Annotated in this window: 14 protein-coding genes and 1 tRNA gene; 4 read left to right on the top strand and 11 right to left on the bottom strand. The window is 57.7% G+C overall.

The genetic code is table 11. The features are described 5' to 3' along the window. Window positions 1-49 precede the first annotated feature (49 nt). Window positions 50-262 (bottom strand): 50S ribosomal protein L31, encoded by a 213-nt coding sequence (gene rpmE, locus ACGG9J_RS07200; protein WP_015022244.1) that lies wholly within the window; start codon window positions 260-262, stop codon window positions 50-52. Window positions 263-471: 209 nt separating this feature from the next. Here rpmE and ACGG9J_RS07195 point away from each other — a divergent pair, with 209 nt between their 5' ends. Then, on the top strand, window positions 472-1,245 hold the full coding sequence (locus ACGG9J_RS07195; protein ID WP_390134901.1) for a (S)-acetoin forming diacetyl reductase: 774 nt from the start codon (window positions 472-474) through the stop codon (window positions 1,243-1,245). 87 nt (window positions 1,246-1,332) lie between these two features. Here ACGG9J_RS07195 and ACGG9J_RS07190 read toward each other — a convergent pair whose 3' ends face one another. After that, entirely contained in the window at window positions 1,333-2,544 is a 1,212-nt protein-coding gene (locus ACGG9J_RS07190) for a MalY/PatB family protein (RefSeq protein ID WP_390135343.1), read from the bottom strand. A 100-nt stretch (window positions 2,545-2,644) separates the two neighbouring features. Here ACGG9J_RS07190 and ACGG9J_RS07185 point away from each other — a divergent pair, with 100 nt between their 5' ends. Further along, window positions 2,645-3,511: a helix-turn-helix transcriptional regulator gene (locus ACGG9J_RS07185; RefSeq protein ID WP_390134899.1), complete on the top strand. Its 867-nt coding sequence runs from the start codon at window positions 2,645-2,647 to the stop codon at window positions 3,509-3,511. 888 nt (window positions 3,512-4,399) lie between these two features. Here ACGG9J_RS07185 and ACGG9J_RS07180 read toward each other — a convergent pair. The 4 genes from ACGG9J_RS07180 to ACGG9J_RS07165 form a co-directional block, all read right to left on the bottom strand. After that, window positions 4,400-6,304, bottom strand: coding sequence for an InlB B-repeat-containing protein (locus tag ACGG9J_RS07180; RefSeq protein ID WP_390134897.1), 1,905 nt, complete (start codon window positions 6,302-6,304; stop codon window positions 4,400-4,402). A gap of 406 nt (window positions 6,305-6,710) precedes the next feature. Then, window positions 6,711-6,787: transfer RNA gene (locus tag ACGG9J_RS07175), tRNA-Ile, on the bottom strand. A 69-nt stretch (window positions 6,788-6,856) separates the two neighbouring features. Continuing rightward, window positions 6,857-8,485 carry a peptide ABC transporter substrate-binding protein gene (locus ACGG9J_RS07170; RefSeq protein ID WP_390134895.1) on the bottom strand — a complete coding sequence of 543 codons (1,629 nt, stop codon included), beginning with the start codon at window positions 8,483-8,485 and terminating at the stop codon, window positions 6,857-6,859. Window positions 8,486-8,573: 88 nt separating this feature from the next. Then, window positions 8,574-9,200 carry an ECF transporter S component gene (locus tag ACGG9J_RS07165; protein WP_390134893.1) on the bottom strand — a complete coding sequence of 209 codons (627 nt, stop codon included), beginning with the start codon at window positions 9,198-9,200 and terminating at the stop codon, window positions 8,574-8,576. A gap of 304 nt (window positions 9,201-9,504) precedes the next feature. On the opposite strand from ACGG9J_RS07165, the gene ettA reads away from it, so the two are divergent. Then, window positions 9,505-11,181 (top strand): energy-dependent translational throttle protein EttA, encoded by a 1,677-nt coding sequence (gene ettA / locus ACGG9J_RS07160; protein ID WP_390134891.1) that lies wholly within the window; start codon window positions 9,505-9,507, stop codon window positions 11,179-11,181. A gap of 46 nt (window positions 11,182-11,227) precedes the next feature. Then, window positions 11,228-12,133, top strand: a complete 906-nt coding sequence (locus tag ACGG9J_RS07155; RefSeq protein ID WP_390134889.1) for an acyl-CoA thioesterase — start codon at window positions 11,228-11,230, stop codon at window positions 12,131-12,133. Window positions 12,134-12,237: 104 nt separating this feature from the next. Here ACGG9J_RS07155 and ACGG9J_RS07150 read toward each other — a convergent pair whose 3' ends face one another. The 5 genes from ACGG9J_RS07150 to tilS form a co-directional block, all read right to left on the bottom strand. Then, complete coding sequence (locus tag ACGG9J_RS07150) at window positions 12,238-12,786, bottom strand: DUF3180 domain-containing protein (protein WP_390134887.1); 549 nt, start codon at window positions 12,784-12,786, stop codon at window positions 12,238-12,240. Beyond that, a complete protein-coding gene (locus tag ACGG9J_RS07145) occupies window positions 12,783-13,865 on the bottom strand; it encodes a dihydroneopterin aldolase (RefSeq protein ID WP_390134885.1) in 1,083 nt (360 codons plus the stop codon). The genes ACGG9J_RS07150 and ACGG9J_RS07145 overlap by 4 nt, the downstream gene beginning before the upstream one ends. Before the next feature lie 82 nt (window positions 13,866-13,947). Then, window positions 13,948-16,062 carry an ATP-dependent zinc metalloprotease FtsH gene (ftsH, locus tag ACGG9J_RS07140; RefSeq protein ID WP_390134883.1) on the bottom strand — a complete coding sequence of 705 codons (2,115 nt, stop codon included), beginning with the start codon at window positions 16,060-16,062 and terminating at the stop codon, window positions 13,948-13,950. Further along, on the bottom strand, window positions 16,059-16,646 hold the full coding sequence (gene hpt / locus ACGG9J_RS07135; RefSeq protein ID WP_390134881.1) for a hypoxanthine phosphoribosyltransferase: 588 nt from the start codon (window positions 16,644-16,646) through the stop codon (window positions 16,059-16,061). The genes ftsH and hpt overlap by 4 nt, the downstream gene beginning before the upstream one ends. After that, on the bottom strand, window positions 16,633-17,742 hold the full coding sequence (tilS, locus tag ACGG9J_RS07130; protein WP_390134879.1) for a tRNA lysidine(34) synthetase TilS: 1,110 nt from the start codon (window positions 17,740-17,742) through the stop codon (window positions 16,633-16,635). Before tilS ends, hpt begins: the two co-directional genes overlap by 14 nt. Between the last annotated feature and the right edge of the window lie 10 nt (window positions 17,743-17,752).

Raw genomic sequence — 17,752 nt, 5'->3', positions numbered from 1 at the left:
CCCCACCGGGCATAGCAGAGCGACCCGGAAGGGACTGGCGTTGGAAGTGCTACTTGGTCCTCTTGCCGTAACGGGCTTCGAACCGAGCCACGCGACCACCGGTGTCCAGAATCTTCTGCTTGCCGGTGTAGAAGGGGTGGCAGTGCGAGCAGACATCAACCGTCATATGATCGCCGGGAGCGGTCGAACGGGTGATGAAGGTATTGCCGCACGAGCACGTGACCTCAACGGGATGATAATCGGGATGAATTCCCTGCTTCATGGTTACTCCTAGAGTCAAGGGCCCCGGGTCGACCGCCCCTGTGGCGGACGTGAACCGGCAACCGCGTAATAGTTTAGCGCAACCCGGGGAGATTACGGCAGCCTTGCGCCACACGCCGAATCCGTCAACCGAAGTGGCTGGTCGAGCTTCCTTTAGAATCGAACAGTCGGACCGATCGGCCCGACAAGGCAACAAAGGAGGGCACAGCAATGCAGCAGGAAGTGGCGTTCGTTACAGGCGCGGCTCAGGGGATCGGCGAGGCCATTGCCCGTCGACTGGCCAAGGACGGGTTTGCCGTTGCCGTGGCGGACATGAATACAGACAAAGCACAGGCAGTGGCTGACTCCATCAAACAATCAGGCGGACAGGCCATGGCTGTCACCGTGGACGTGACCGATCGCGTCCAGGTGCGCTCGGCCGTCGAGAAAACCGTTACCGCATTGGGCGACTTCAACGTGATCGTCAACAACGCTGGCCTGGGGCCGACCACCCCCATCGAGACCATCACCCCCGAGCTGTTCGACAAGGTCTACCACGTCAACGTGGCAGGAACCATCTGGGGGATGCAAGCCGCCGTCCAGGCCTTCCGCGATCGAGGCCACGGGGGCAAGATCATCAACGCCACCAGCCAAGCGGGGGTGGTGGGCAATCCCAATTTAATGCTCTATTCCTCCACCAAGTTCGCCATCCGCGGCCTGACCCAGGTGGCTGCACGCGATCTGGCCAAGGAGGGCATCACCGCCAACGCCTACGCCCCCGGCATCGTCAAGACGCCCATGATGATGGACATCGCTCATCAGGTGGGAGTCAACGCAGGAAAGGACGACGAGTGGGGCATGTCCACATTCTCGGATGGCATCGCTCTGGGAAGGCTTTCCGAGCCGGAGGATGTGGCCAATGCCGTAGCCTTCCTGGCCGGACACGACTCTGACTACGTAACCGGCCAGACGCTGATCGTAGACGGCGGCATGCAATTCCAATGAGTCTCCGATAGGATTCGTCCACATATGATGGACCCCCGCTGATCGGTTCTGCACGACAGCGAGGGTCTATTGCCATTCAGGGATCATTCAGGCGTTGAAGACGTACTTGTCCAGACGATCCATGGCCTCCTGGACACGGCTCAAAGGCAGCGCCAGGTTCATTCGGATGGCACAGGGAGCCTTGAACTGCCGTCCATCCTGGACGGCCACGCCCACATCCCAGGCACGCTTGAGCAGCTGGTCCAGGCTCAGATCGTGGTCCTTGCACCATTGCGTGCAATCAAGGAAGAGCATGTAGGTGCCCTGGGGCTTGGAAAGCTCGACTCCCTCGAAATGCTGCCGGATGTAATCGAAAGCATAGTCCACATTCCCGGTCAGGACCTGCCGGAGTTCATCCACCCATTCCTGGCCTTGGGGCTTGTAGGCTCCGATCAGGGCATGCATGGACAGAACATTCATATCGTTGTAGTGGGCCTTTGACGCCTTAGCCACAATCCTGTCGCGCAGGTACTTGTTATAGATGATGTGGTAGGAGCCGACCAGCCCGGCCAGGTTGAAGGTCTTGCTGGGCGCATAGAAGGCAGCCGTTCTGTTCCGTGCATCCTCGCTGACCGACTGAGTGGGGATGTGCTTGTTGCCTGCCAGGATCAGGTCTGACCATATCTCGTCAGAGATGACTACACAGTCGTTCTCTTTATATACCTCCATGGCCCTCTCGATCTCCCACTTCTCCCAGACACGGCCACAGGGGTTGTGCGGGCTGCAGAAGACCGCCACATGGATATTGTTCTCCTTGAGCTTGCGGTCCATGTCCTCGAAGTCCATCCGCCAAACACCTTGCTCATCCTTCTTCAAGGGGCTGTGCACAATGTGGTATCCATTGTTCTCGATGCAGGACGTAAAGCCGACATAGGTCGGGCTGTGGAGCAAAACTGCATCACCAGGAGCCGCAAAAGCAGTCAAGGTAGAGACCACCCCGCCCAGAACCCCATTCTCATAGCCGATGTCCTCGGCCGTCAGACCCTCCACACCGTTGCGGGTGCGCTGCCAGTTGATGATGGCATCGTAGTACTCATCAGTAGGATTGAAATAGCCGAAAGCCGGATGCTTGGCTCGCTCGATGATGGCCTCGGGTATGGTCGGCACCGTAGGGAAATTCATATCGGCCACCCACATGGGGATGATGTCGTAGCCCTCCTTGGGAGGGTCGGGAGCGAATCCAGGTTCAGCACCCAGACCGTCGACCGCAATGGCATCCTTGCCGTGCCTATCCATGATGCTGGTGAAATCGTAAGTCATAGTCAACCTCTCATCCCGTGCTGATCCGCTCACAGCGACCTTCCGTCAGTCTACAGCTGCGGCCTGGTTCTGAGTGTCCGCGTCCAAAGGCAAAACGACGATGGTACTATCTGCCTTGAGCCAGCTGATGGGGGTGATCAGAATGAGAGAATCAAAGCCAGTGTCATCTTCTCTACGGCCTTTTGTCCCGCTAGTGGACTTCCTGGGCGAAATCCTTGGGCCAAACACGGAAGTGGTTCTTCAGAATGTCAAGGATTTCTCGCATTCGGTGGTCGCCATCGCCAACGGCCACTTGAGCGGACGTACCATAGGCAGTCCCGCCACCGACCTGGTGCTGCGCATCTGGCAGAACCACGAATACGACCAGCGTGACTATCTGACCCATTACACTGGCTACACCATCCAGGGGCACCCCATGGTCTCCTCTACCTTTTTCCTGCGGAATGCGAAAGGACGGGTGATCGGCTTTCTCTGCATCAACACCGATAACTCCGCCTTCCGGCAGGCCAGTCAGCAGCTCAGGCGGGCAAGCGCCTATCTGGATGCACTAGGACTGACCGGACCTGCTGTGAAGCTTTTGGACCAGGGAACCCCGCCAGAGGAATCGGACACCAAAAGTGTCCAAGCCAAGCGGAATTCCAGTGCCATCCGCCCGAATGCCGGGACTGGAGCCGACCAATCGACTCATGAGGTGCTCTCAGTGAACACAGACGAACTGGTTACGCATAACATCGCTGACTTCGCCGCTGAGCTGGGTGTTCCTCCGGCAAGGATGAGCCGACAGGAGCGGCTGCAGCTGATCACACGCCTGGAGGGATCAGGAGTCTTCCTGATCAAGGGCGCAGTGGACACAGTCGCCAGGGCTCTAGGCGTCTCCTCCCCCAGCATCTACCGCTATTTGCACACGATCCGCAATGCTGCTTCCGGCCCCGATCAAGGCACTTCGGCTCGCCCTGCTCAGCGTTGACACACCCCCTTCAGGGTGTATGATTAATGGAAGATATACGGGGGACGTATACATGATGGACCTACAGGAGCTGAGCTGTTTTCAGTTCCAGAGGAGATGTACATGCGTTTAGTTTCCCGATATATGCAGACGACTCCGTCTCGAGCCTGTTCCGTATTCTCCTTACTGATAAATTCGCAGACTTAGCGGTTCTACGGAATCGCTTCCGGATCATTGTACTGTGCGTAGATCTTATGGTTGCCTAGTATGTATGTCTGCGGGCATTCAGGCCTGGATACACGTCTACAAGTGCTCTATGATCCGACATAAAAACGCGCCTAGCTCTTTTCCCCCGGCTTACATGTGAAGCCATACATATTGCATCGGCGGATCATGGATGCTAGAGCTAGGCGGCGAAAGGACGGCCCCGACGACAGCCGGGGCTGGTCCTTCTACTAAGACTATCAAGAAAGTTCGGTGTATAAAACCTACTTCGGTCCTCTGACAGTCATTGAAGACGAGAACCAGCGTTTGGGCATATTATCCAATTGACTGTGAGATAATAGACACAGATCATCCAATTCGTCCCATCAATAAAGCCCCCGGAACTTATAGAAGATTCCAGATGCTTGCTCGTGTTGGGACTCAGGAGCCTGAATTCTGGTCCGAACGATTATGAGTCAGATAGTTCGTGGGCAGAACTTATTACTACACTAGGAGATCCCGTCGCACACACACCCCGAGTGTCCCGATCGGCGTCCTAACCCCTCCGCACTAACAGGGGATCTTCAGCAAAATCAGCACACCATCCGCCTAACGACTGCCAACCCCAGCGTAACGATGCTCCGATTAGGCTGATGGCTTGTAGTCCATTCCCCGCGTTGGCGGGGGAATGGAGAATCATCACTATTATCTATTCTTCAGTTTTGTTCGCTTTATTGATAAAAGCGAGACACCAGCAAGCATGAGCCCAATCGCGGAGGCAACAAGCGTGCCGTTGTCTTGCCCGGTGTTAGACAGACTTCCCGATTTTCCTCCGGTATTAGGCAGAATTCCCGTCTTCCACACGGCGTACAGGACGATATCGTTGTCTGGCATGGTATCGATAGCAAAGTTCCATGTTTTCTGTGGAGGATCTTGTTTGGTACTCCACCCCGCAAACGTATAGCCAGGACGCGTGGGTTGCTCTTTCGGCTCCTGTATGGTGCTCCCAACGGCAATATTTTGCATGCCGGGTGCAGCACCGTTTCCTCCATTCACATCGAATGTGACGGTATGGGTGCTGACTGCCTGCCATTGCGCGAACAAGGTAATGTCGGCGCCGCGCAGGGTGTCTTTGGAGAAGTCCCACCACACTCCGTTGCCGTCTGCCCTGGTGTTCCAGCCGGTAAAGGTATATCCAGGTCTTGTCGGATTTGTCGGTGCTTGCACCAGATCTACCGATACAAGATTCTGCGCGGCGGGTGTTTCGCCTGTACCTCCGTTGAGATTGAAATTAGCGGTTGAATAGAAATCATTGTTCTTCTGGAAAAATGCAGTCCCGAGTGTTGCGTCTCTACTGGCAAGTCCAAACAGGAACGTCGAGTAATCGATGCCCTGTACCGAATCAGCCTGCCAGTCAGGTTGGGTTAAGCTATACCGCCAAAGAATTTTTTTCGACTTATCCGATTGTAGGCTATACACTCCTTTATTTTGTTTGTATAAATTCAGAAGATCTTCAGTGCCACTCGGATTTATTGGAAGGAATCCTGAAATAATCTGAGGCGATACTATCTTAAATTCATTGTTATCAATTGAGTCTGCATGATATCCCACGGGTGCTGGTGCTGTTCCGGCCCCGTTGCCCCACTCGTAAGGAGCCAGGCCTTCATTTGCGGCCCAAAGCTTGTCGGCTTTGTATGCATTGATCATATAAGACTTGTATTCATCAGACTTCGAGAACATATTGACCATGTAGTACGGGAACAGAAGCGTGAATGACGACATGTAGTGATCGGTACCATCTGTAAGAAGCTTGAGACCTTGATAATCCTTGGTGAGGAGGTTGGCTGGAGTGGCGTATTTATTCTTCCACAATTGAGCAGCTTTGCCTTGTGGCTTGTCAATGTTCTGGTTATACGCAAGCCAAGCCACGATGATATACTCATTGTAAGGATACGTTACAGCTTTGCTGTCCCCCGTTCCGTCCGCATTCATGATCATATAAATTCCGGCGGTTTCCGGGTCTGCTATGGCCGCGCCGAAATCGATGGAATGATACAGTTTGGCGACCATCGTATTAAGTTCTGGATCATCAAAGTAGTTGGCGGCGAATAGAGCCCCAGTCACGAAAATTGCTGTGTCAATGGTGCTGAACTCTGAATTCCATTCTCGATGGCCATCTTCCAAATTGATAAAATGCCGAAAATATCCGTTGGCGGTCCTCTCAGCGTGGAATCCTGGCGTGAGCCCGGTCATCGTTCGGATCGTTGTTTTCACATTTGAAAGAGCTTGCGGCTCCCAGCCTTTTTTGTGAGCAATCGCTTCCGACATGAGTCCGATGCCGGAGGCCGCGATGGAAGATGGATGATATGGCGGACTATCAGTCAGTAGTATGCTATCCCTGTATATGCCTTTCTCGTTTCGCAAATCTTTAAATACCTGGTAACCATTGTTAAACAATGTCTCTAATGTGTCTGATTCAGCAACGTTTTCTTTTTGACTGATTCCGTCAGCGCGGGCAGGATACGCAGACGATGCAAACGATATTGCCAATAAAGATAATGCCATTATGGGGGCAAGTATTAGCGTGATGTATTTATACGCACTCTTCATGTCAGGAAAACTCCTTTATTAAAATAGGGAGGGGGCTCTGCTGCTTTGCAAAGCTCAATAATCAACTCTATCGAAATGCATCAAGAGCGCAATGAAAAAAGGACTATTCCGAGCATGAAACATGTAATTGTTTTTTTCATTCTTACATGTGGTTATAGTCTCATCTGATCTGTTTATTCTGCCTTCTGGGATATGCCCGATTTCAGCAATCGTGATGATGCGACCAACCGTCCGAAGCTGTGGAAGCAGCTACACAGCAATAGCGACCAGGAATGCAACCAACGTATCCGTGCACTACTCGAACAAGGCAAAGGCGCGACCCTCGACATCCTCAAGGATCCGAACCTCAGCAGGGCAGCAAGCATGAGAAAACCCCCGCAGGCTTTGTGCCTGTAGGGGTTTCGTCTGGTGGGGCCTCAGGGGCTTGAACCCTGGACCGAACGATTATGAGTCGTTTGCTCTAACCGACTGAGCTAAGGCCCCGCGCCGACCTACCGGCCAGAGTCATGGTATCAAAACGACTCGTCATCAGCCAGATCCGGGCTGTCGGACCTACTTGGCGACCTGATTGTAGACAGGCAGACCCATGTATCCGAAAGGAGCCTGGCGGACCTGCTTGCCAGCCACTGCCGAGACCTTCCTGTACCAGAGCGGCAGCACCGGAAGATCCTTGAAGAGCACAGCCTCGGCCTGGCGGTAATCCTGCATGGCTTCGTCCTGGTCGGTCTTGGAAGCGGCCCGGGAGAGGATGGCATCATATTCTGCGCTCTTGTAATCCCCGTTGTTCAGACCTCTGCCATCAGCCTGGCTGGAGGCATATCCTTGAACCAAGTAGCCTTCGGGGTGGGGATAGTCCGAGGTGATGCCCGAATTGAAAATACTGTTGATCTGACGGTTATGAACAGCCGTATTGAATTCCTTGCCCGTAGGGAAGATATTCGGTTCCGTCTTGATGCCTAGAACCTGGGCATACTCATGCAGAACCGCATCAACCCAGTCCTTGTCGGTTCCGTCACCACTGTAAGCGATGCGAAGCGCGCCCTCCCAGGGAGATATGGCGTCAGCCTTCTTCCAGAGCCTGCGAGCCTGGTCCGGATCGTGGTCCAGCACCTCTTTGCCTTTGATGTCGTAGGCATTCCCCCTGATGGTGGGAGCAAGAAAATCAGTGGCCGGCGTAACCGAACCGGCGAAGACCTTGTCGGCTATTTCCTTGCGGTCCAAGGCATATGACAGGGCCGCCCGGCGGAGGGCGCCTTCCTGCCCCTGGAAATGCTTCAAGCCTTGCGGGATGGTCAGAGACCGGAAGGCCGGCCCCGGCTTAATCAAGGGCTGCAGGCCCGAATCGGTACGGAAGGTCTTCAGACGAGAGACCGGAACCGTATCGAGCACGTCAAGGTGGCCGGCTTGAACATCGGCATAGGCGGCATCAAGACTCTGGTAGTCCCTGAACTCCAGGCTTCCGTTCCGAGCCTTGCGAGGTCCCTTATAGGCGGGATCTTTCTCCAGCTTGATCCCCTGATTGGGCACCCATGACTTGAAGCGGTAGGGCCCGTTCCCAATTGGCTTCTTGCCGAAGGCTTTGATGTCTTTGTAGGCGGACGCCGGCAGGGGGAGGAAGGCCACATCTCCCACCTTGTAGGGGAAGGAGGAATCCGGCTTGCTCATGGTCACTTCCAGAGTCAGGTCGTCAACCACCCGAAGACCAGACAGAAGGGCTTTGGTGTCGCCCTGCTCGTCCTGCACCTGCTCGTACCCTGCGATGGTCGAAAAAGCTGAGGCCCCCAGCTGTCCGTTGGCCGCATTCGCTGCAAAAGACCATGAATCCGCGTAGGTTTTGGCAGTGATCTTCTCACCATCGCTGAAGGTGAGCCCTGGTTTGAGAACAATCGTGTACCGGCTTGCATCCTCATTGGGAGTAATCGATTTAGCCTCGACCAGTGTCTCTCCGCCTTTGGCATCGAAGGCAACCAACCCATCAAAGAGCTGGGTCACCACCTTCCAACCTGCAGTGTCGTTGGTGCTGGAGGGAATCAGGGGAGCCGTAGGTTCGGCATTGTTGACGCTGATGGCGGCCTGAGGGTCGACCCGGTCTTCTTCGGAAGCCTGAGATGTGCCGCAGGCGCCCGCTGCCAGGATGAGCGGTAGCACCGCTGCCGCAATGTAGGAACGAAGCTTGGTCATGGTAGGTCCCTTCCTGCCCGGTGCGGGCCTTGTCAGCTGTGCAACAAGAATATGATCGATACAGTCGGTTGGGTGCGGATGCTGATGTTCAGACCCGCCTGACATCCTGCCCGGATGCCAGCCGGTCCAGCGCACCGGTGCTGCCGATGGCCCGGAAGAGGAACCAGCTGGTCAGTCCAGCCAGGACCACTCCACTGATCAGTTCACAGATGGTGCCGATGATCCCCCTCGGGCTGAGGAGGGAGACCCCCTGATAGTAGAAGACCAGTAGAAAAGCGTTATACACCAGGGCTATCAGGATCCCTCCCAGAACGGTAGTTCCCAGGGTCCACCGGCGGTAGCGGAATATTCCGAAGGCCAACTCAGCGCAGAGGGCCTCGACGATGGCCTCCACAAAAATCATCGGCACGTTATAGGCGTTGCCAGGCAGAATCTCGACCAGGACGCTGATGATGCCAACATATACGGCCGCGCCAGGCTTGCGCAGTATCAACAGGGACAGTGTGCAGGGAAAGTAGAAGACCCCGTGCAAAAGGGCCGCCATACCCGGAAGAAGGGCCGTCATCAGGGGGAATATCCACGAGGCGAGCAGGCTGGCCAACCAGTAGATCAACCCTGACACCGCGCCCAGTCCAGCACCTACCGCAATGTCAAGCGGCCTCCAACGCAACCGATGAGCTGTGGAAATCTGATCCTGCTGCTGCTTCACCGTCATTGATACTCCCTTACGACCGTCATACAGCAGACGGCCCATTCCTCATGCGCACAGCGATAGTCCGGAACCCACCCATACCAGCAAAGGCCCGTCCGGCGTTCCTTGACCTGCGCATGCCGGGCGGGAACGTCGACTCAAGGCTACCCCGACCACGGAGGCAGAACCAGGGTCAGGTCATAGGTCTTGTTTATAGGCGGCCATCCGCCTGTCTCACCTCGCTTGTCAGCCCGGCGCATAAGTCAGAAGTTCCCACTACCATGAATGCAGTTTGCACTGTCTTTCTATGGTTCTGTGAGGTAGCTTCTTGGCCGAATTCATTTATCAGATGATCAAGGCGCGCAAGTCCTTTGGCGACCGCGTCATCCTGGACGATGTGACTCTGAGTTTCCTGCCCGGCGCCAAAATTGGCGTGGTGGGCCCCAACGGCATGGGCAAGTCCACCCTGCTGCGGATCATGGCCGGTCTGGACACGGTCAGCAACGGCGAGGCACAGCTCACCCCCGGCTATACGGTAGGCATTCTCCAGCAGGAGCCGCCGCTGGACGAAGACAAGACCGTGGGCGAGAACATTCGCATGGCCTTCGGCGACATCATGAGCAAGGTGGACCGCTTCAACCAGATCGGCGAGCAGATGGCCGACCCCAACGCCGATTACGATGCTCTCATGACCGAGATGGGCCAGCTTCAGGAGCAGATCGATGCCGCCAATGGGTGGGATCTTGACTCCCAGCTGGACCAGGCCATGGACGCCCTGCAGTGCCCCGACCCGGACACCCCGGTTTCGGTCATCTCAGGAGGCGAGCGCCGCCGCGTGGCTCTATGCAGGCTCTTGCTGGAAGCGCCCGACCTGCTTCTGCTGGACGAGCCAACCAACCACCTGGACGCCGAGTCCATCCTCTGGCTGGAGCAGTACCTGCATACCTACAAGGGCGCCGTTCTGGCCGTGACCCACGACCGGTACTTCCTCGACAATGTAGCCGAATGGATCTGCGAGGTGGACCGTGGCCACCTCTACCCCTACCAGGGCAACTACTCCACATACTTGGAGACCAAGGCCAAGCGTCTCGAGGTTCAGGGGCAGAAGGATGCCAAGCTGGCCAAGCGGCTCAATACCGAACTGGAATGGGTCCGTTCCTCCCCCAAGGCCCGGCAGGCCAAAAACAAGGCCCGCCTTGAGCGTTACGAGCAGATGGAGAACGAGGCCCGGAACAACAAGAAGCTGGACTTCTCCGAGATTCAGATTCCGCCGGGGCCCCGCCTGGGCTCCAAGGTGCTGGAGGCCGAACATATCCACAAGGCCTTTGGCGACCGCGTTCTGATCGACGATCTGAGCTTCACCCTGCCCCGAAACGGCATAGTGGGGGTCATCGGCCCCAATGGCGTGGGCAAGTCCACGCTCTTCAAGACCATCGTGGGCCTGGAGCCGCTGACATCGGGATCCCTGGAGGTCGGCGACACGGTCAAGATCTCCTATGTGGATCAGAACCGCGAGGGCATCGATCCTGACAAGAACCTCTGGGAGGTGGTCTCCGGGGGGCTGGACTTCATCGAGGTCGGCGGCGTCGAGGTGCCCACACGCGCTTATGTGGCCTCCTTCGGCTTCAAGGGCTCGGATCAGCAAAAACCGGCAGGCGTCCTCTCCGGCGGCGAGCGCAACAGACTGAACCTGGCACTCACCCTCAAGCAGGGCGGCAACCTCCTTCTGCTGGACGAGCCGACCAACGACTTGGACGTGGAAACCCTGGAAAGTCTGGAAAACGCTCTGCTGGCCTTCCCCGGCTGCGCCGTGGTCATCTCCCACGACCGCTGGTTCCTGGACAGAATTGCCACCCATATCCTGGCCTGGGAGGGCACGGACGAAAACCCGGCCTCCTGGTACTGGTTCGAGGGCAACTTCCAGGCATACCAAGAGAACAAGGTCAAGCGTCTGGGTGAGGAGGCCTCCAGGCCCCACCGCATCCACCGCAAGCTGACCCGCTGAGCAAAACATCACAAGCATCACAAGAGAGTGAGGGCCAAGGAGGAGTATGAGCACCGCGGATGAATCACTGGCCCGAGCCATCGCTGCGCTGGACGTACAAAAGCAGCAGCCTGTCGATGGCCGTTCCCGATTTCGGGGCGAATCGCTGGACTTCCCCACTGGTCGCCTCTATGGGGGCCAGCTGCTGGGCCAGGCCATCATGGCCGGCGGACGGACTGTGCCCGAAGGTCGGCTGCCCCACTCGATGCACGCCTATTACCTGCGTACAGGACTCCTGAAGCAGGACGTCCAGGCGGAAGTGGAGACCATTCGCGACGGACACTCCTTCTCCTCCAGACAAGTTGATCTGCGTCAGGGGGAACGGACCATCCTGAACGCCCTCCTCTCTTATCAGCAGGTCGGCCAGGAAGGTATCCGCTATAGCGATCCCATGCCGGCGGGCCTGCCGGATCCAGAGGATCTGCCTGGCTCCCGGGAACAGATGGAACCCTATGCCGACCAGTCCCCCTTCGCTGACTACTATGCCCGTCAGAGCCCCTTCGACCTCCGTCATGTAGGCGGTACGGTCCTGCTGGATGATGCAGAAAATGAGAATTTCGAAGATGACAGCAGGAGTCGTCAGGCTGTTTGGAGCCGCACCCAGGGAAGGGCCGACCTGGACCCGCTGATGCGCCGAGCCCTGCTGGCCATGGAATGTGATCAGATCATGATGGAACCTGCCCTGCGTCGTGCTGGGCTGAGCATGACCACTCCGGGGATTTCCTTCGCTTCCATCGACCATGCCATGTGGTGGTATCAGGATCTGGACCCTTGTGACTGGCACTGCTTCATTCAGGAGTCCCCCGTGGCCGATCACGGCCGCAGCCTGTGCATGGCCAAGGTCTACAACCGTCAGGGTGACTTAGCCGCCTTCATGGTTCAGGAAGCCATGATCAGGGTGCCTAAGGACTGAGCCACTGATCCTTAGGCTTCGCTCTTACGGTAAGCAGCAAGTCGAACTTCAGCGATAATAGGTCTGACGAGTTCAGGAATTCCTTGGCATCGTCATCAGCACGTTCAGCTGCGTCTATCATCCGCCGATTCGGCCTGCTTCTCGGCAGCATCGGCCGCATCGGCCATGGGCCTGCGAGTGGACTTGCGTCCGTCAGTTTTTTCAGGACCGTCGTTCGGGGGCAACTGGCAGAGCCACTCCCCCACTGCTCCGGCCACCACATCGATCAGACAGACCAAGGAAGCAACCAAGCACTCCTGCATGACCTGCGTGTAATAGGACGCGCCTGCATGACCCATGCTGATCAGTGCCTGACTGCCATACCAGCCCAAGAGGGCAGCACAGGCAATGCCCAAGGCCTTGCTCATAATCAGCACGTTGACCGCGAAGCGCAAATCCATCTCTTTGCGGTCTCCCTTGGCGTAACGATGCACTTGGAAGGCCATGATCAGGATTGCAGCCCCCAGCAGGAAGAGCAACAGACTGACCAGCCAGGGAACCCCCATGAGGTCCGTCCTGGTGGACATGCCCAGTTCCGAGATGCCAGAGCCTCCCAGCAGCCCCAGGACCAGGGCGACCAGATAGTGCGCGAGCGGGGTGCGGCGGGCCCTCATGACAGCCCGTCCAGAATCCAGTCCTCCGAAACCAGACTGATGCGATTACGGTCAGGAGCATGGTTGGCTAGTCTTGCCAGACAGGACCCGCCGGCCCCAGACAGGCAGTGCTCAGGCTCCAAATAGGCCCAGGGAATCAAAATGCGCGATGGGGCGTCAGGGGGCAGCAGAGGCGGGCGGTCCTGGGCAGGCGGAAGCGAGCCGTCCAAGGTCTCCACCTCCACCACATCAGCATCCAGTCCCCCCATCTGTCTGATAGGGGCGGCCACCATGTCAAGAGCTGACCGCAACTCCTCCAGATCCAGCGGAGTCTGCAGGATAACCACGGCCGATAGACGCTTATCTCCACGATCGTCCCGGTAGGCGTACAGGGGCGAGATGCCGACCAGTTGGCTGCCAGGGATCCCATCCAGAGCCGCAAGAGCCCGAAGCATGGTCAACCGGTCGGTTCCCGATGCCCCTTCCAGCGCGATCACATCACGCATCAGAAGACCCTGTGCTTTGGATTCTTCGGCAGTCAACTGGTTTGAAACTTCGTCCTCGTTTTCTGGATACGAGGACAGGCCGTCCTGTCTGGCGGAGGTCACGGAGTGACGCAGCCGCGCCCGCGCCGCATGACCAGGATCAGCCTGACCGGACAGCAGCAGGGAAGGATGCCCCAGCGCAGTATGCCTGCCGTGGTTTACCCGGCCAGACTCCATGCTGCCCGGATTGCCTTCCACCTGGTCGTCGGCCGCCCGCTCCAGGGTGACACCCACCTGAAAATCGACCCCTGTTCCCTGCTCAGCACCCAAACGAGTGACCGTGACCCGAGTACGGCGGATCTGGTGGGAGAGCAGGATGGCATCAGCCACCTTGGCGGTCAGGGATTCCAGAATCTCGTCAGTCGGTTCCTTGCGAATCAGATTGACTATCCGGCGAACGATCTGCACATAGTCAACGGTCTGAGTGCCGTCGTTGAGTCTGCCGGCCTCACTCAAATCCAGATAGAGTATGGCATCAACCTGATAGCCAAGTCCAGACCCTTGACCGTCATGCAGGGGTGCAACCTTGATGGAGCTCAGATGGATGGAATCCATGTTGTTCGCTCCTCCCTTGCCTTGGAACTTTCACTGCCGCACGACCAGAAACCGTACGCAGGGTGCCGAGCCAATTCCGAATTCAGTGCTGGTCCTCTGCGGATGGCCCGTTTACGCTGCGTCTGAGCTCCTCAGGAATCTCCACAGGGGGCAGCTCAGAGTCCGGCCGATCCGGTGCAGACAGCCAGAGCTGACGCTCAGGAGCCTTGCGCAGTCCAGCGAAGACAGCAGCCAGCTCATCCTTGTTCAGAGTCTCTTTGACCAGCAATTGTCGAACGAGCTCGTCCAGCACGTCACGGTTTTCGGTGATGATCTGCCAGGCCTCCTGGTGGGCTGTCTCGATAAGATTATGGACTTCCTCATCGATGGCCTCTGCCGTCTTCTCCGAGTAGTTGTGCGGCTTCAGAGCATCCAGCCCTGAATCCTGGTCGTTCTCATCGGCCCACTTGATGGCTCCCAGTTTGGATGAGAAGCCATACTGCAGAACCATCTGTCGAGCAATGCTGGTGGCCTTCTCGATGTCATTGGAGGCGCCAGTAGTCGGGTCATGGAAGACCACTTCTTCTGCCACGCGGCCGCCCATGGCGTAGGCCATCTGATCCAGCAACTCGTTGCGGGACTGCGAGTAGCGGTCCGTGGTGGGCATGACCGCAGTGTAGCCCAGGGCCCGTCCGCGCGGCAAAATGGTGACCTTGGTGACCGGATCAGTATGGTGCAGGGCCGCCGCCACCATGGCGTGGCCGCCCTCGTGATAGGCAGTGTTGCGCATTTCGGCCAGAGCCATGCCCTTGGTGCGCCGGCGAGGCCCGCTCAGCACACGGTCAATGGCCTCGTCAATAGCCCGGTTGTCGATCAGCTGAGCATCGGAACGCGCAGTCAGCAAGGCGGCCTCGTTAAGCACATTGGCCAAGTCGGCGCCGGTGAAGCCGGGCGTGCGCACGGCCACGGTGTGCAGGTCCACATCAGGCACGAAGGGCTTGCCCTTGGCATGGACCTTGAGGATGGCTTCACGGCCCTCCAGGTCAGGAGCCTCTACAGCCACCTGCCGGTCGAACCGGCCGGGCCTGAGCAGTGCAGGATCCAGAATATCGGGGCGGTTGGTGGCTGCAATGATGATCAGGTTGGTGTCGTTGTCGAAGCCGTCCATCTCGACCAGGAGCTGGTTGAGAGTCTGCTCGCGCTCGTCGTGACCGCCGCTCATGCCGGATCCGCGCTTGCCGCCCACTGCATCGATCTCATCGATGAAAATGATGGCCGGCGCATTCTTCTTGGCCTCGTCGAACAGGTCACGCACTCGGGATGCGCCCAGGCCGACGAACATCTCTACGAAGTCGGATCCTGCCATGGAGTAGAAAGGCACGCTGGCCTCGCCGGCGATGGCCCTGGCCAGCAGGGTCTTGCCGGTTCCAGGAGGGCCATAGAGCAGAACGCCTCGGGGTATGCGGGCGCCCAGTGCCTTGTACTTGGAGGGATCCTTGAGGAACTCCTTGATCTCCTCCACCTCCTGGACGGCGGCCTCCTCGCCGGCCACGTCCGAGAACTTGGTCTTGGGGGTCTGCCCGTCGTTGAGTCTGGCGGAGTTCTTCTTGCCGCCCATGCCGAACATGCCGCCGCCTGCTGCCGAGGACATGCGCGAAAGCAGGAACCAGAAGACCCCCAGAATGATCAGCATGGGAAGGATGGAGGAGATCAGATAGCTCATCATGCTGGTCTGCGGCACCACCGAGTTGTACCCCTCGGAGGGCTTGGCCTTTTCGACGGCCTTGACCACCTGCTGCCCCTGGGCCTCCACGTAGTAGAACTGTACGTCCTTGCCGAAGTTCTTGGAGGTGCGGTTACCACGGAAACCGGGCACGTCCTTGACGAAGTCGCTATTGAGCTTGAGCTCGACGACCTGCATCTTCTCGGTGATCTCAGCTTTCTTGACCATGCTGCTGCGGTCGTTCAGCAACTCCAGGCCATCCTGCGTGTCGATGGTCTGGGCGCCGTTTTGGCTGCTGAAGAAACCGAAGATGGCCAGGATGATGACCACGGCCAGTATTCCCCAAAGCCAAGGAGAATGCCAGAAAGAGCGGTTGCCCCCGTTGGGTCCAGAGCCATTGTTGCCCAAGTTAAAGTTGAAGGGATTGTTGCCCTTGTCACGGTTGTCCCTGCCTCCATTGGGCGGACCCTGCTGCGGTCCCTGCGAGTAGCTCATGACTGCCCCCCCTGTTCCTGAGTCGGGTCCATATATTCCTCGGACCTGAGTACGGCTATCGAGTCCAGATTACGGTACTGCTCGTCGTAATCCAGTCCGAAGCCGACAACAAATTCGTCGGGTATGGCGAACCCCGGATACTTGACATTCACCTCGACCTCGTGCCGCGAGGTCTTGTCCAGCAGGGTGAAGATCTCCACCGATGCAGCTCCTCGCTCCTTGAGATGCTCAACCAACCAGTGCAAGGTGTAGCCGGAATCGATAATATCCTCAACAATCAGAATATGCCGACCGCGCACATCGCAGTCCAGATCCATCCTTATGTCCAAGTCGCCCTTGGAAACGCTGGTTTTGCCGGCCGGATAGCTGGAGATGCTCATGAACTCGATCTGAACAGGAATGGTGACGGCCTGTGAGAGGGCGGCAAGCGTGTTGAAAGCCCCCTTGAGCACGGCCAGCATGATCGGGTTCTTGCCCCGGTAATCCCGGCTGACCTGCTCGGCCGTCCGGTTGATCAGCTCCTTTATCCGTTCCTTTGACACCAGTTCATGGTCGATATGGGATTGAATATCAGCGATGCGCATGGTCCCCATCATTGCATATGAGAATGACTTGACCCTTGCGGATTGCTGTATGGTAGCTGGGAAATCGGGGACCCTCCTGGCCGTGCCATCGACAAACCAAATCATCCAGAGCCCGAACCTGCACAGCTGTGAAACGAATGCCCAACCTAGTCAGCACGTGGGCTAGCAGGCGTGTGCGAAGAGCCGGATGACAGTCGGACAATCCTCGGGCATCCAAGCAGGCCAGAACCCCCTTGGCCCTCTGATCCGAATCAGGGCGGATGACCAGTCGCTGGAATAACTCATCCACCTGGGTATCCAGATAATCCTGATCCAGACGTGCCATATCCGCGCCCAATGCAAGACGGCGGACCATGTCCCGGCCAGCGAAGCGGTTCAACTCGGGCAGCAGGTCGTGACGGATGCGCGAGCGCAGCGGCATCGTCTTGGGAAGCGTACAGTCAGCAGGCTGATCATCGCCGTTGGTGGGGTCGTCCCACCAGCCGATCCCCTGTTGGCGGCAAATGGCCGTGGTATCCTTCCGGTCCAGGTCAAGGAACGGACGCAGGTAGCGCATCCCTCCCCGTTCCACACGCCGAGCCATTCCGGTGATGGCGTCCAGTCCCTGGGAACGGATCAGGCCTATCAGCACCGTCTCGGCCTGATCGTCACGAGTGTGCGCCAGAAGGACGGCCCTGGCCCCCAACTCGAGGGACTGCTCGGAGAGAGCCTGGTAGCGGGCTGCACGGGCATCGGCCTCAGGACCGGCCGAGGTGACGGGCACATCCACTCTGGCGACGCGAACCGGATCCAATCCGATCTTCCGGCAGGTTCCGGCCGCGCGCTCGGCGATCCGACCGGAATCAGGCACAAGACCATGATCGATCAGCAGGGCACCGCACTTCAGTCCGGTCATATCGGCTACCAGGTGTGCCACGCATGCCAGAGCCAGTGAATCCCGACCTCCGGAGCAGGCCACAAGAATCAGAGGTGCATCCGGATCAGGCTGATGCACCCCATGATGGGCGAACCGCTGATCCTGCAAGCCCAGGCCTTCCCGGTCCAGGGTTGAACGCAGAAGCCCCACCGCTTTTTTCATCTCCGCTGAATAGACCATAGCCCAAGCC

The organism is Bifidobacterium apicola (genome assembly GCF_042846865.1).
Taxonomy (GTDB): Bacteria; Actinomycetota; Actinomycetes; order Actinomycetales; family Bifidobacteriaceae; genus Bombiscardovia; species Bombiscardovia apicola.
The sequence above is the reverse complement of the archived record's forward strand: the minus strand, read 5'-3'. Positions and strand labels throughout refer to the sequence as shown.

Bases quoted from the DNA above. Each gene is read 5' to 3' on its own strand.
- hpt (WP_390134881.1), bottom strand. From the start codon at position 16,646: ATGCGCATCGCTGATATTCAATCCCATATCGACCATGAACTGGTGTCA.
- ACGG9J_RS07145 (WP_390134885.1), bottom strand. From the start codon at position 13,865: ATGGATTCCATCCATCTGAGCTCCATCAAGGTTGCACCCCTGCATGAC.
- ftsH (WP_390134883.1), bottom strand. From the start codon at position 16,062: ATGAGCTACTCGCAGGGACCGCAGCAGGGTCCGCCCAATGGAGGCAGG.
- ACGG9J_RS07185 (WP_390134899.1), top strand. From the start codon at position 2,645: ATGGTACTATCTGCCTTGAGCCAGCTGATGGGGGTGATCAGAATGAGA.
- tilS (WP_390134879.1), bottom strand. From the start codon at position 17,742: ATGGTCTATTCAGCGGAGATGAAAAAAGCGGTGGGGCTTCTGCGTTCA.
- rpmE (WP_015022244.1), bottom strand. From the start codon at position 262: ATGAAGCAGGGAATTCATCCCGATTATCATCCCGTTGAGGTCACGTGC.
- ACGG9J_RS07190 (WP_390135343.1), bottom strand. From the start codon at position 2,544: ATGACTTACGATTTCACCAGCATCATGGATAGGCACGGCAAGGATGCC.
- ACGG9J_RS07155 (WP_390134889.1), top strand. From the start codon at position 11,228: ATGAGCACCGCGGATGAATCACTGGCCCGAGCCATCGCTGCGCTGGAC.
- ACGG9J_RS07180 (WP_390134897.1), bottom strand. From the start codon at position 6,304: ATGAAGAGTGCGTATAAATACATCACGCTAATACTTGCCCCCATAATG.
- ACGG9J_RS07165 (WP_390134893.1), bottom strand. From the start codon at position 9,200: ATGACGGTGAAGCAGCAGCAGGATCAGATTTCCACAGCTCATCGGTTG.
- ACGG9J_RS07150 (WP_390134887.1), bottom strand. From the start codon at position 12,786: ATGAGGGCCCGCCGCACCCCGCTCGCGCACTATCTGGTCGCCCTGGTC.
- ACGG9J_RS07195 (WP_390134901.1), top strand. From the start codon at position 472: ATGCAGCAGGAAGTGGCGTTCGTTACAGGCGCGGCTCAGGGGATCGGC.
- ACGG9J_RS07170 (WP_390134895.1), bottom strand. From the start codon at position 8,485: ATGACCAAGCTTCGTTCCTACATTGCGGCAGCGGTGCTACCGCTCATC.